Annotated in this window: 12 protein-coding genes and 3 tRNA genes; 5 read left to right on the top strand and 10 right to left on the bottom strand. The window is 55.7% G+C overall.

The genetic code is table 11. The annotated features are described in order from the left end of the window. Nucleotides 1–38: 38 nt before the first annotated feature. Complete coding sequence (locus ACN085_RS01375; protein WP_419110340.1) at nucleotides 39–1,445, top strand: LssY C-terminal domain-containing protein; 1,407 nt, start codon at nucleotides 39–41, stop codon at nucleotides 1,443–1,445. Between the two features lie 64 nt (nucleotides 1,446–1,509). Here ACN085_RS01375 and ACN085_RS01370 read toward each other — a convergent pair whose 3' ends face one another. From ACN085_RS01370 to ACN085_RS01345, 6 genes are all read right to left on the bottom strand, one after another. Beyond that, nucleotides 1,510–2,142 carry a DsbA family oxidoreductase gene (locus tag ACN085_RS01370; RefSeq protein ID WP_419099555.1) on the bottom strand — a complete coding sequence of 211 codons (633 nt, stop codon included), beginning with the start codon at nucleotides 2,140–2,142 and terminating at the stop codon, nucleotides 1,510–1,512. Nucleotides 2,143–2,239: 97 nt separating this feature from the next. Then, nucleotides 2,240–3,526, bottom strand: coding sequence for an ATP-dependent Clp protease ATP-binding subunit ClpX (gene clpX, locus ACN085_RS01365; protein ID WP_419099554.1), 1,287 nt, complete (start codon nucleotides 3,524–3,526; stop codon nucleotides 2,240–2,242). 218 nt (nucleotides 3,527–3,744) lie between these two features. Then, nucleotides 3,745–4,422: an ATP-dependent Clp protease proteolytic subunit gene (locus ACN085_RS01360; protein WP_419099553.1), complete on the bottom strand. Its 678-nt coding sequence runs from the start codon at nucleotides 4,420–4,422 to the stop codon at nucleotides 3,745–3,747. 33 nt (nucleotides 4,423–4,455) lie between these two features. Then, nucleotides 4,456–5,079 (bottom strand): ATP-dependent Clp protease proteolytic subunit, encoded by a 624-nt coding sequence (locus ACN085_RS01355; RefSeq protein WP_419099552.1) that lies wholly within the window; start codon nucleotides 5,077–5,079, stop codon nucleotides 4,456–4,458. A 246-nt stretch (nucleotides 5,080–5,325) separates the two neighbouring features. Further along, nucleotides 5,326–6,624, bottom strand: coding sequence for a trigger factor (tig, locus tag ACN085_RS01350; RefSeq protein WP_419110339.1), 1,299 nt, complete (start codon nucleotides 6,622–6,624; stop codon nucleotides 5,326–5,328). A 116-nt stretch (nucleotides 6,625–6,740) separates the two neighbouring features. Next, nucleotides 6,741–6,815, bottom strand: a tRNA-Pro gene (locus ACN085_RS01345). Nucleotides 6,816–6,982: 167 nt separating this feature from the next. On the opposite strand from ACN085_RS01345, the gene ACN085_RS01340 reads away from it, so the two are divergent. Then, nucleotides 6,983–7,053, top strand: a tRNA-Gly gene (locus ACN085_RS01340). Between the two features lie 5 nt (nucleotides 7,054–7,058). Further along, nucleotides 7,059–7,132, top strand: a tRNA-Gly gene (locus ACN085_RS01335). A 77-nt stretch (nucleotides 7,133–7,209) separates the two neighbouring features. Here the strand turns inward: ACN085_RS01335 and ACN085_RS01330 are convergent. The 3 genes from ACN085_RS01330 to ACN085_RS01320 form a co-directional block, all read right to left on the bottom strand. Continuing rightward, nucleotides 7,210–7,935: an HAD family hydrolase gene (locus tag ACN085_RS01330; RefSeq protein WP_419099550.1), complete on the bottom strand. Its 726-nt coding sequence runs from the start codon at nucleotides 7,933–7,935 to the stop codon at nucleotides 7,210–7,212. Between the two features lie 257 nt (nucleotides 7,936–8,192). Beyond that, nucleotides 8,193–9,071, bottom strand: a complete 879-nt coding sequence (locus ACN085_RS01325; protein WP_419110338.1) for an Fpg/Nei family DNA glycosylase — start codon at nucleotides 9,069–9,071, stop codon at nucleotides 8,193–8,195. Between the two features lie 39 nt (nucleotides 9,072–9,110). Continuing rightward, nucleotides 9,111–9,602: a ribose-5-phosphate isomerase gene (locus ACN085_RS01320; protein WP_419110337.1), complete on the bottom strand. Its 492-nt coding sequence runs from the start codon at nucleotides 9,600–9,602 to the stop codon at nucleotides 9,111–9,113. A 214-nt stretch (nucleotides 9,603–9,816) separates the two neighbouring features. On the opposite strand from ACN085_RS01320, the gene pepN reads away from it, so the two are divergent. Next, complete coding sequence (gene pepN / locus ACN085_RS01315) at nucleotides 9,817–12,357, top strand: aminopeptidase N (RefSeq protein ID WP_419110336.1); 2,541 nt, start codon at nucleotides 9,817–9,819, stop codon at nucleotides 12,355–12,357. Between the two features lie 122 nt (nucleotides 12,358–12,479). Next, nucleotides 12,480–12,944 (top strand): globin, encoded by a 465-nt coding sequence (locus ACN085_RS01310; protein WP_419104719.1) that lies wholly within the window; start codon nucleotides 12,480–12,482, stop codon nucleotides 12,942–12,944. A 26-nt stretch (nucleotides 12,945–12,970) separates the two neighbouring features. Here the strand turns inward: ACN085_RS01310 and ACN085_RS01305 are convergent, their stop codons facing one another. Continuing rightward, nucleotides 12,971–13,660, bottom strand: coding sequence for a hypothetical protein (locus ACN085_RS01305; protein WP_419104718.1), 690 nt, complete (start codon nucleotides 13,658–13,660; stop codon nucleotides 12,971–12,973). Nucleotides 13,661–13,707 lie beyond the last annotated feature (47 nt).

Raw genomic sequence — 13,707 nt, 5'->3', positions numbered from 1 at the left:
CCTTTACTACCCTGACACTAGACTGGACTGATAGACCTATGAACTCTGATCCCAATTACCCGCGATACCGGGGCAATACCTCGCCCGAAAAGATCAAAAGCTACCTGCAATTTCAAGCAGATAGGCGGGTTTTCTCGGGTGCCCTGGACAAGCTCTATTTCATTGGAGCTGGTCTGGCCTCAATTTGGCTGGCCATTGTAGCCCTCATAGAAGCCAGCACCCATTCCTGGTGGGCTATCCCCCTGATCATTGTCTTCTGGGGTATCTGTGCTTATTTCACCTTGCCGCGTTTTCACCGAATCATGACCGATATTTATGTGCCCAGCTACTTTATCGGTCGTGCTCGGACCGGTGACGGCCTTTTGGGAGACCCTATTAACATAGGTATCAGAGGGGAAGAAGCAGATATCCACCGCGCCATGACCCAGGCAGGCTGGCATCAGGCAGAGCCTGTCACGTTAGCATCCTCCTGGCGTATTATTCGCAATACTCTCACGAGAACTCCCTACCCCACTGCACCGGTTTCCCCTCTCTATCTCTTTAACCGCAAAGAGGATTTCGCCTACCAGCAAGAGGTTGATGGGTCGCCCCAAAAACGACACCATGTACGTTTCTGGAAGGCCCCTCAGGGGTGGAAGCTGCCCGGCGGTGCCTCAGTTGATTGGCTAGCTGGCGCAACCTTCGACAGGGCCGTCGGACTTTCCCTTTTCACACTCCAAGTCACCCATAAGATTGATGCAGACACTGATAAGGAACGAGATTATGTAGTAGAAACTGTCGCCTACTGCAACCCCCAGACTCAGGTTGAGGTCATCAAGGATTTCTCTACCGGCTACCACTCCCGTAACGGTGGTGGGGATGATATCCTCACCGACGGTAACCTCCCCATCTTGGAACTTGCTCAGCTTCAGCCCTCACCAGCAGAAAACTCAGACCTTAGCCCAGAAAAGCTCAGAGGCCACCGGCCCGCCTGGGAACTGGTCCAAGAAGCACCGCCCAGCGTCTGGGTAGCTGCACTCTTTGTGGGCATTCTGGCGATGTTCCAGTTAGGTATTAACCTCTGGCAAATCTCTCGGGGCGATTTTTTGAGTTTGGAGAATAGCCTAACTGGGGATGAACTAGCCCATATCTCTAATGCTATGACTATAACCCAGTGGACTCTTAGCGGGTTGCTGATCCTCATTACTGTGACTCAGGTCTTCCTCTGTCTCCAAGTAATTCGTGGCAGCCAGCGATCACGAAAAATAATCCTGGCACTTCTGAGTCTCTCATTCGTAGGTACAGCGCTCTCGGTCTCGGCTGGATCAGCCGAAGGCGGAAACCTCTATGCCGTCTTTATTATTATGGCAAGCCATGTTTTTGCCATGCTGGAGTTTACTTCTGATGGAGCGGTTAACTACACCTACAATGCCACCGCCAAAAACCAGGCTCGCGCACAAAAGTAGCTAGCAGGCATAAGCAAAGCCCCCGGAGCAGGTTCCCTTCAAGGGACCCTCCGGGGGCTTCACTCTAGTTCTCTGCTCTAGCTGCGAAGATGGGACCCACTGTTCTGGGTCGCTTAATTTCAAAGAAACCGGGGTAAGAGGCTAGTGCTACAGCCCCATCAAAGACCTTAGCGGCTTCTTCACCGGTGGGGGCAGGGCTCATGACCGGACCAAAGAAGGTCACGCCGTTAATACTGATCAGCGGCACACCGATGTCATCGCCACCGGCGGCTTCGAGGCCCGCACGGGTTGAGTCGCGCATGAACTCATCGTATTCTTCAGTGAAAGCAGCCTGCGCAAGTTCAGAGGGCAGGCCAACAGTTTCCAGAGCCTTAGTAATGGCGTCAGCGTAGAGTTCACCGCCCTTGTTCTGCTGGTGGTGGATCTCCTCCCCCAGGGCCGTGTAGAGCGCATCAACCTCGGCCTGCGAGTACTTCTGAGCGACGGCAGTAACTACACGGGCCGGGCCCCAGGCCGTTTCCATGTGTGCCTGGTAGTCAGCAGGCAGGTCACGCCCCTCATTGAGAACAGACAGAGAGAAGGGATGCCAGGTGACCTCAACATCGCGCAGGCCCTGGACCTCTTTAATCCAACGGGAGGTCATCCAGCACCAGGGGCAGGTGGGGTCAAACCAAAAATCAACTTTGTTCTCAGCCACAGGGGCTCCTTTCAGAGAAAGCTGTGCTTTTGCACCGAAATACTATCACCAGCAAAACACCCCGTTCCGGGATACTATTCCCGGAGCGGGGCTTTTCTTAAGCGCTCTTCTTTTCCACCGAATTATCAATGACGAGAATCGGGTCTTTATCGCCGGTGACAACATCGGCATCGATAATGACCGCCGATACGTCACTACGGCTGGGTACATCGAACATGACCGGTTGCAGAATAGACTCCATGATGGAACGTAAACCGCGAGCACCGGTGTCGCGTTCAACAGCCTGGCGGGCAATGGCGGCAATGGCGCCGTCCTCAAAAATCAGTTCAACACCGTCAAGGGCGAACATACGTTTGTACTGCTTGACCAGAGCGTTCTTGGGTTCGGTCAGAATCCGTTTGAGGTCGCTCTCGGTCAGCTTACCCAACGTAGCAAGCACTGGCAGGCGGCCAATGAACTCAGGGATCAGACCAAATTTCAGTAGGTCTTCGGGCATGAGCTTAGTGAGGATATCGCTCTCCTTGGCGGCCTGCTCAATCGAGGCACCAAAGCCAATACCCTTGCGGCCTACCCGCCCACCTACTATCTCTTCGATACCGGCAAAAGCACCGGCCACGATAAAGAGGATATTGGAAGTGTTAATCTTGAGGAATTCCTGCTGAGGGTGCTTACGACCGCCCTGTGGAGGCACCGATGCATCCGTACCCTCAAGGATTTTAAGGAGTGCCTGTTGCACCCCCTCACCCGAAACGTCTCGAGTGATGGAAGGGTTATCTGCCTTACGGGAAATTTTATCGATTTCATCAATGTAGATGATGCCGCGCTGGGCTTTTTGAATGTCCCCATCGGCGGCCTGAATTAGCTTGAGCAGAATGTTCTCAACGTCTTCGCCCACATAACCAGCCTCCGTGAGTGAGGTCGCATCGGCAACCGCAAAAGGCACGTTGAGTTTTTTGGCCAGGGTCTGGGCCAGGTAAGTCTTGCCGGAACCTGTCGGGCCAACCAGCAGAATATTGGACTTAGCAATCTCAACGTCTTCACCGTCAGTAGCCAAAAGCTCCTTAGCCTCAAAAGCTGAGCTTTCTTGCGCCCGAATACGCTTGTAGTGGTTGTAGACCGCTACAGACAGGGCACGCTTAGCGGCCTCCTGCCCAATGACGTACTCCTGGAGGTGGTCAAAGATCTCACGGGGGTTGGGGAGTTCTTCAGCAGACCCTAGACCCTTGACCTCGGTCAGTTCCTCTTCAAGAATCTCGTTGCACAGCTCAATACATTCATCGCAGATGTAGATATTGGGGCCAGCAATCAGCTTACGAACCTGCCGCTGATTCTTGCCACAAAATGAACATTTGGGAAGAGTGGTGCTATCGCCTAGACGAGCCATACCCCTACCTTTCTTTGGGTTCCACTACATAATCTACCCTGAAAAATTAGCCAGCCCAATTGTGTGACGTTTAAGGAAAGATGACGAAACAATGACATCTGTGTTCTCACAGATATCACCCCGACTCGATAATCCATATAAAACGCCGCCATCGGCTCTCTACTCTCGTGGAGCAGAACCAAAGGCGGCGCCAATACCCAACGGTTTGGGGTATCTATCTAGTCGTGCTTCTCAGCAGTGTTGAATGCCGGCTTATTGGCCTTGCGTGACTCAAGCACCTGGTCGACGATGCCGTACTCCAGTGCCGCTTTAGCGGTCAGAATGTTGTCACGTTCAATCGACTTATCGACCTCTTCAAAGGTCTTACCGGCGTGCAGAGCAAGAGTCTGGGCAGTCCACTCACGCATGCGCATTACTTCGTTGGCGTGAATCTCAATGTCTGATGCCTGGCCGCCCTGCTGACCCGACAGCGCAGGCTGGTGAATCAGTACGCGGGCGTTGGGCAGGGCAAGACGCTTACCGGGGGTACCGGCTGCCAGCAAGACAGCGGCGGCTGATGCGGCCTGACCCAGGCAGACAGTCTGAATCTCGGGGCGGATGTACTGCATGGTGTCGTAGATTGCAGTCATCGCGGTGAAGGAGCCACCGGGTGAGTTGATGTAAAGAGTGATGTCACGGTCAGGATCCTGGGACTCAAGAACCAGGAGCTGGGCCATGATGTCATCGGCTGAGGCATCATCGACCTGAACGCCCAAGAAAATGATGCGGTCTTCAAAGAGCTTGGCGTAGGGGTCCTGGCGCTTGTAGCCGTAGGGGGTACGCTCTTCAAAGTTGGGGAGCACGTAGCGGTCGGTGGGCATACCGGCCGGGGCGGTAGATGAGGGGAGGTGAATCATTCGGTTTCTCCTAGAAAGTCTTGCGTGGCCGGTTTACTTGTCGGTGGCGCTGGTGGCCGGGCCAATTTTGTCCAGAATCTTGTCGAAGAAGCCGTAAGCCAGGCCTTCTTCTGCGGTGAACCAGTTATCACGGTCGTTATCGCGCAGGATGGTTTCTACGGTCTGGCCGGTGCGCTCTGCGGTGATTTCGCTCAGTCGCCTCTTCATATCCAAAATGAGCTGGGCCTGGGTGCGAATATCTGATGCGGTACCACCGATACCGCCGGAGGGCTGGTGCATAAGGATACGGGCATTAGGGGTGGCGTAGCGCTTGCCGGGTGCCCCTGCTGTGAGCAGGAACTGCCCCATTGAGGCGGCCATGCCGGTCACAACGGTGACAACGTCGTTGGGGATAAGCTGCATGGTGTCGTAGATAGCCATGCCTGCGGTTACAGAACCACCCGGTGAGTTGATGTAGAGGTAGATATCGGCCTCGGGGTCCTCAGCCGAGAGCAAAAGGAGCTGGGAGCAGATACGGTTGGCGTTGGAATCGCGTACTTCTGACCCCAGCCAGATAATGCGCTCTTTGAGTAGACGGTTATAGATATAGTCGTCCTGGCTCCCCATGGGTGTTTCCATGGCGGGGGCCTGGTGTGCTTCAGGAAGGGTGAAGGACATTGATTCCGCTCCTTGTGTCGGTGGCGGCGGCCGCAGACTGCGGGCACCAAAGAATTGCTTGACATTCAGGTTATCGCTTTTGGGCACTGGCGTGAGCACAAAAGAGCCTCAGTTCGCTGATGGCATGTTAGGGCAAACGGTCTCTTAGCCTGCCCAGCCCAGGGAAGGAGACAGAACAAAGGCCCCACCTAGCCTTAGCTGGGCGGGGCCTTGTACTAAAGCACCAAGGTCGGTGCAGGCTAGTACTTACTGCTGGCCATCATTGTCGTTAAGGAATGATGAGAGGTCAACAGCCTTACCGTCTGCGTCAACAACCTCAGCCTTAGCCAGAACAGCGGCCAGAGCCTTGGAGCGGCGAACTTCGCCAACGATCATGCCGGACTGGCCTGAGCCGTCAAGCATCTGAGCGAACTGGTTGGGGTCCATACCGTACTGCTGGCTCATGGTGATGATGTAGTCGATCAGCTCGGACTGCTCAACAGAAACTTCTTCCTTCTCGGCGATTGCGTCGAGAATGATTTCGTTCTTGAAGGCACGTTCGGTGTTCTCACGAACCTCAGCGCGGTGCTCTTCGTTGTCGTGGTCAGCTTCCTGGCTGGGGGTCTTGAAATGCTGCTCCAGCTGGTCTTCAATAACCTTCTCGGGAACGGGAACTTCTACCAGTTCAACCAGCGAGTCAAGAACCTTATCACGCGCTTCTGCGCCCTGCTCGGCAACCTTGGAGTCAGCGGCCTGCTTCTTCAGGTCTTCCTTGAGCTCTGCAATGGTATCGAATTCGGAGGCCAGCTGAGCGAAGTCGTCGTCTGCCTCGGGCAGTTCGCGTTCCTTAACAGCGGTGACAGAAACCTTGACGGTTGCCTCTTCACCAGCGTGCTCGCCACCGGCAAGCTTGGTCACGAAGGTTGCATCTTCACCAGCAGACAGGCCAATAACAGCTTCGTCCAAGCCCTCCAGCATGGTGCCGGAGCCTACCTGGTAGGACAGGTCGTTGGCAGCGTCAACTTCTTGGCCATCGATTTCAGCGGCGATGTTAATGGTCAGGAAGTCCTGGTCAGCGGCGGGGCGCTCAACAGCCTTGAGGGTACCGAAACGGCCACGCAGGGCATCGAGTGCCTTCTGCTCGTCTTCTTCAGTAACTTCTACGCTTGCAACCTCAACCTTGATGCCTGAGTAGTCAGGCAGTTCAATTTCGGGGCGAACGGTAACCTCTATAAGGAGCTTGAGGTCCGCTTCACGGTTGCCCTCTTCGGGCTTTGCAATGATGTCCAGTTCGGGCTGAGCCAGGGGTGTGAGCTCGTTCTCAGCCAGAGCCTGGGAGTAGTAGCTGTTCAGCGCTTCATTCAGAGCGTTCTCAACAACAAAGTCGAAGCCAGCACGCTGATCAATCAGAGCCTTAGGGGTCTTGCCCTTGCGGAAACCAGGAACTGAAATCTGGTTAGCCAGTGACTTGTAGGTGCGGTCAAGGTAGGTCTTGAACTCAGCGAAGGGAACCTCGACCTCGATTTTTGCGAGGGTCGGGTTGATCTTCTCGACGGCAGTCTTCACGTCCGTTGATCTCCTGATATCTTGAGGGAACCGCAACCCGGAACTAAATATGAGTGCGGCAAACTAATCGTTCTATAGAAAAACCCGCCGTTTCCGGCGGGCCGATCTATTTCACGTCGGGGTGACAGGATTCGAACCTGCGATCTCCTGCTCCCAAAGCAGGCGCGCTAGCCAAGCTACGCCACACCCCGTATTGCACGGAAGGCAACACCTAGTCTAGCGGGAACCCATCGTAAAATCTAACTGGCGACCGCATTACGCCTAGGGCGTGTTGCCGACTTTTCTAGCCTAGCCGATTTGACAAGCCCACCACAAACCGGGTTTACTAGAAATCGTCCACGAGGACGCCACCCCACACGGGGATGTAGCTTAATGGTAAAGCCTCAGTCTTCCAAACTGATTACGCGGGTTCGATTCCCGTCATCCCCTCTCCTGCGGCTGTAGCTCAATGGTAGAGCGCACGCTTCCCAAGCCTGATACGCGGGTTCGATTCCCGTCAGCCGCTCCAAAGAAAAGCGACCACCGGCAGGTGGTCGCTTTTTTCTGCCGTCCATTTTGCAGAGGGTGTTCTACGGTCTCAAGTTTCTAGTAGTGATCGATAAGTTCAGTCAGCGCCCTAACCCGCTCAATTCCGGGCGGAATCTGCTGGTGACGCCTGCTCCTGTTAACCCAAACCGCTCCTAGGCCGGCTCCTACCGGGGCTTGCACATCTGCCAAAAAATTATTGCCCACATGCACAGCAAAAGCCGGGTCGGTTTCAAGAGCGGCGCAGATGAGACGGAAAAAATCTTCTTTTGGCTTGCTGGTACCCAGGAGTTGTGATGTTAGCAGCGGCAGATCTGAAAGGCCTAAAGTATCTAGCTTGGCCTGTTCAACCGCCTGAGACCCGTTAGTTACGGCAACTACTTGAAGATGAGAACTATAAAGGTCGAGGCCACGCATGAAGCCCTCAACATCGTCAAAAGCAACCCAGGCCTGCCGACGGTGGGCCTCAAAACAGCCCAAGAAGCCCTCTGCCCGTTCTTGGGAATGGGCAGTGCCCGTCATGAGGTTAAGCATGCTGGCTATCCGCTGGTAGTAGTGCTGATCAAAGGCCTGCTCCCCTGCCAAATACAGCTGAAAATCTTCCCGCTGAATATCTGACCAGACGCGGTACAAAGCTTGCGACTCAGCAAAATCACCCCGAAAACCATACCTCTGAAGGGCCCGGTAAAACCCTAGAGATGTAGCGGTTTCACTATCAAGCAGGGTGCCCTCAATATCAACCAGCAGTAGTCGAGCTCGCCTCAACAAAGAACTCTTAAGGCTCACGCTACCCTCCCCAGCCTCTACTGCACTTTCCTACAGCATAAGCCTATCCCTGCTTGAGCGCCCTCTAAAAGAGCTCTTTTAGCCAGCTCAAAAGAACCGCGAAGCAACCCTACGCGTTCAACAGCCCACATGCCGACTTTAGGATTCTTCAACCTAATCGATAAATCCAGGGACATTAGGGTCGCCTATCGAGATTATGAGCTGACAGAGCCTACAGAGCACAAAACCCTGTAACTCAAAGAGTTTAGAGGACCTTCTCAACGCTGACAGCCGGGGCACCAATACAGTTTTCGCCCAGCAACTTCTTGCAATGCAATCGTGCTCCCGCACCGTAAACAAGCCTGCCCCTGGTGGTGATAGACGTAATTTGCGTGCTCAGGCCAGGCCTCATATTCAGAAACACCAGGGCGGTCAGCCGGCTCAGTTGTAATAATCCGGCCCACCCTGACACCAATTTCAAGCAGGTGCTTGTTATCGCCCCAGAGAGCCTCAAGTTCAGAGCTACTACATTCTTTTGCGGGGCGGAAAGGATCGATACCGCACCTGAACAGAGATTCAGCCCTAAAAATGTTGCCGACACCAGAGATAACTTTCTGGTCCATCAGGGCAACCCCGATAGGTCGGGAGGTCTTCCTCGCTCGGGCATAAAAGGCCTGCGGGTCAGCATCCGGGTTCAGAGGGTCCGGCCCCAGCTGAGAACGCACGCGGGCCACTTCGTCAGCCGTTAAAACCCGGCAAATGGTGGGTCCGACAAGGTCGGCCCACCCATGCTCAGAGACCAGGCGAGCGCGAGTGGTTGGCCGCGGTGCCGGCGGCTTGGCGCTGAGCTCTTGGGAGTGATCCTCCTGCTCACCAATCTTGCGCGGTGCCCCAATCGACGAGGCACCCGTGAATCGCTCGTCACCGCCAAAGGTAAATGCACCGTAGATACCCAGGTGTACGTTCAGGTAAAGGTCGTTGGAGAACTCTGCAAAGAGGTGTTTACCGTGGGCAAACGACCGGATCAGCCGGTGCCCATGCAGAAGCGCCGCTCCATCGGTGAAACGTCCCTGGGGGCTACTGACGGCAAGTTGCTGGTTGGCAAAAACGTCGGTGAGCTGGCGTGCAAGCCGGTGGATGGAGTGGCCTTCTGGCATGGGTTCCTTCTGGGGTTTTGGTCGCGGGGGTGGGTGATCCTAGTAAGTATCGATGTGTTTGCCGCTGATTGCCCCGGTGGTTTCGTATTCTGCCATTTGACCGATGCGGCGGGCGTGACGTTCTTCCTTGGTCCATTCGGTGCTCAGGAAAACCTTGATGATGTCCAGGGCCTCTTCCTTGCTGTGCTGACGGCCACCTACAGCTACAACCTGGGCATTATTGTGTTCACGCGCAAGGGCGGCGGTGTCGTGGTTCCAGGCGAGCGCTGCCCTGATGCCCGCTACTTTATTGGCTGCCATCTGCTCGCCGTTACCGGAGCCGCCCAGAACAATCCCCAGGGAGTCTAGCCCTGCCTCACGGTCAGCACGAACGGCAAGCGCAGCATTGATGCAGAAGCTGGGGTAGTCATCGAGGGCGTCGTACTCTGCTGGGCCGTGGTCGACCATCTCGTAGCCAGCTGCGGTGAGTTCCTGGATGAGGTAGTGGCTCAGGTCAAGGCCTGCATGGTCAGTAGCAATGTGGACGCGCACGGTGTCTCCTTAGGTCGTTGGCGGCAGGGGGAAGCTGGAAACCACACTAGATAGTTAGGTGAATCACGGGCTACCACATAGAATTATAGGCGTATGTGCTGCGTGACGACCAACCTGCAGCAGCAGGTTACCCGTGGCTGTTGGCAGGGCAAAGACCGCCCTTCTAGTACTGGAGCTATCCGGCTCTTCCCTTTCTACCACGATAAGGAACCCCATGCCTGGAATGAATTTGACCCGCGCCGAAGCTGAGCAGAGAGCATCTCTTATTCAGCGTGTAGATTCCTACACCATTGATCTTGACCTCACCCGGGGCGAGCGAGTGTTTGGTTCACGCACTGTTGTCCGTTTTGACGCTGTACCCGGGCAAGAGACCTTTATTGACGCGATTACCGATACTGTCCACAGTATTGTTCTCAACGGGGAAAACCTGCCGGTAGATTGCGCTGATGGCCTTCGGATTACTTTGCCCTCACTAGCCCAGAAGAACGAACTGGTGATTGAGGCCGATATGCTCTACACCAACACTGGTGAAGGCCTGAACCGCTTTGTTGACCCGGTAGATGGTGAGGTCTACCTCTACTCGCAGTTTGAGGTTCCGGATTCTCGCAGGGTTTACCCCGTTTTTGAACAGCCCGACCTCAAAGCTGAGTTCGAGTTCAGGGTCAAGGCGCCCGCCCACTGGGTTGTTGTCTCTAACCAGCCCGAGACATCTGTTGACGAGCAGGCAGACATTAAGGTGTGGAACTTCAAGCCCACTCCCCGCATTTCCTCCTACATCACCGCCATTATTGCTGGTCCCTACGCGGGTGTTTCCTCATCACTGACCAACAGCCAAGGCCGAGAGATTAAGCTGGGTTGCTACGCCCGTAAATCACTCGTGGAATACCTGGACGCTGACGAGATCTTCCACATCACCCGCCAGGGCTTTGAGTTTTTTGAAGAACAGTTCAAGACTCCCTACCCCTTTGAAAAATATGACCAGCTCTTTGTGCCCGAGTTCAACGCCGGTGCCATGGAGAATGCCGGGGCGGTGACCTTCCTTGAAAGCTACATCTTCCGTTCCAAGGTCACCGAGGCAATTATTGAGCGCCGGGCCATTACCGTCCTGCACGAACTGGCCCACATGTGGTTTGGTGACCTGGTTACCATGAAGTGGTGGAACGACCTGTGGCTCAATGAGTCCTTCGCTGAGTTCATGTCTACCTTGGCTTTGGCCGAAAACACCAGTTTCGCCCCCGAAGCCTGGGCAACTTTCTCCGCGTCGGAAAAGACCTGGGCTTACAACCAGGACCAGCTCTCCTCGACCCACCCCATTGTGGCACCTATCCGCGACCTGCAAGATGTTCAGGTGAACTTTGACGGTATCACCTACGCTAAGGGCGCCTCTGTGCTCCGCCAGCTTGTTGCCTGGGTGGGCCAGGAGAACTTTATGGCCGCCCTCAAGGTCTACTTTGAGAAGCACGCCTACGGCAACACCGTGCTCGATGACCTACTTACCGAGCTTGAAGCAATCTCCGGGCGCGACCTGCGGGCCTGGAGCAAGCTCTGGCTAGAAACTGCCGGGGTCAATACTCTAAGCACCGAAGTTGAAGAAGCAGAGGACGGAACTCTGGCCCGCCTGGCTCTGCGCCAGACTTTTGCAGAGGGCTACGAAACCCTGCGCCCCCACCGCCTCATCCTTGGCTTCTACAGCATGAAAGATGGTGCGCTCACCCGCACCCACCGCCTAGAAATTGACGTTGACGGCGAGCTGACCGAGGTACCCGAGGCCGTCGGGCTGGCCCGCCCCGATCTCATTCTGGTCAATGATGAAGACCTGGCCTACGCCAAGATCCGCTTGGATGAGCGTTCCCGCGCTACCGCCGTAGCCCACCTGGGCGCTATTGATTCTTCAGTTGCTCGCGGGGTTGTCTGGGGCTCCCTCTGGGACACCGCCCGCGACGGCCAAATGCCTGCCCGTCAGTTCGTTGAATTGGTACTTAACAACATCGGGGCAGAAACTAACTCCACCGCTGTCCGTACCCAGCTCACCAACCTGGAAACTACCCTGCGGGCTTACCTCAACCCCGCTCACGCGGAGTCTGTACGCCAGCAGGCTGCAGACCGGCTGTGGGAACTTGCTCAGCAGGCTGAGGCCGGTTCAGATAAGCAATTCCAGCTGGTCGGGGCCTTTGCACGTCTTGCCCACACCGACAGCCAGCTTGACACTCTCGAAGCCCTGATGAGTGGGAACACCCAGCTTGAGGGTCTTGAGATTGATACTGACCTACGGTGGGCCCTGCTCATTTCACTGTCAGCCGGTGGCCGCAGAAGCAAGACAGATATCGATGCTGCTCTGGCAGACGACAACACCGCTACCGGCCAGCAATCAGCGGCCACAGCACGAGCCGCTATCCCCACCGCAGAAGCAAAAGCAGAAACCTGGCGAGCGGTCGTTGAAACCGGTGAACTTTCCAACAACGTCCAGCGCGCGGCTATTCTTGGCTTCTACCGCGGCAACCCGCAGGTCACAGCCCAGTACACCGAACGCTACTTTGAGTCTGTGGAGAAGGTCTGGCGTGAACGCTCCCACGAGGTTTCCACCCAGATTATTACCGGGCTCTTCCCCCGTGTCTACACCCAGCAGGTGCTTGACCGTGCCGAAGACTACCTGGAAACACTGCCTGAGGACGCCGCAGCCCTCAAACGCCAGGTTGCCGAAGGCCGCGACGCTCTAGCACGCGCGCTCAAGGTTCAGGCCGCCGATATGGCCTAAAGCTACAGCACCAAGAAAGGCGGGGTTTTCGCTCAGTGAGAGTGAAGGCCCCGCCTCTTCTATACCTCCCGTCCCTGCCGGTGGTCAGACCGTAGCCAGTGCACGGGAGTAAACTAGAGGGCATGAATCAGTTACCCAACCCCGCTTTCAAACCCATCTCTCTAGCCGACGGCGCAGGTCAAAATCCCCAACCAGAAGGTGACGATATTGACCCCCGCTCTTTCTATTCCCAGGTTGGTGGGCACCCAGTTTTTGAAAAACTCTGCCGGGAGTTCTATGCGCGGGTTGCAGCTGATGAGGAATTTAAAGCCATGTACCCCGAGGCTGATTTAGGCCCCGCCGAAAGACGGCTCAGAATGTTCCTGGAACAGTACTGGGGAGGGCCCAAAACCTACCAGGAAGAACGCGGCCACCCCCGTCTGCGTATGCGACACAACCCCTTCTATATTGGCCCTAAGGAACGGGACACCTGGTTGCGGTATATGCGGGAGGCCATGGACACTCTGGAGCTTGCCCCGCTCTATGATGCCGAGATGTGGGGCTACTTTGAGCGTGCCGCTCACGCTATGCAGAACAGGGCTCAGTAGCGCCTGGAAGCATTCTCTCGCCCCCTTTACGGCTTGCTTGACCGCACCAAAACATGCCCTGCACGAGCAGAAATACGGGCCCAATCCCCATTCACCCACACCGGCATTGGCTCGGTAGCTCGCGGAGGCAAAAAGCCCAGCACCTCAAGGGCGAAAGCAGCACCTGCTGGCAGAGGCACCTGAGTATTCGGTGTTTGGACGGGTGAGGACCAGATGCGTGAACGCACTGTTGAAACCACCGCATGGCCGGGGTGAGCTGGCAAGGCTCCGTCCACTGTCTCAATACCGGCCTTAGCGGTCTGACGTGCATCATCGGATAGGTAGAAGCCAGATTTTTCCCACCCGGTAATTGGTGGTGTCCGGCCAGCCCAGCCCGCAGTCACGGCAACCGGTGGAAGCGCCAGTTGCAAGCCCTCCTGCTCAATACGAGCCAGGCGGTCTAGCAGGGCAGCAGCCTCAACCGTTATATCCAGATCAGCCGGTTCAGCCAGTTTGATAGCGCGCAGGCCAAGAACCGTAGGGGTCGTATCTAAAAGATGCTCAGGTTCCAGGGCGCACACAGTTACCCCCAGAATATCCCCGCGAGCCTGCAACCGTACGGCCGCCTTCGGGTCCAGAGACTTAGCCCGCACCAGATAGGTTGTGAGGTCGCGGGCTGTGGATTCATCGGGCAGGTGCACATACGGTCTTGTATGCGCAGATCCTTGGCTAGACATGGGGTGCCTCTTTCAATACAGAATTAATCACTTCATCTTATCCCTCA

Origin of the sequence: Rothia sp. P4278 (assembly GCF_048512945.1) — a bacterium.
Taxonomy (GTDB): domain Bacteria; phylum Actinomycetota; class Actinomycetes; order Actinomycetales; family Micrococcaceae; genus Rothia.
Note: the sequence above shows the minus strand (reverse complement) of the source record. Positions and strands in the feature narration are given on the sequence as shown.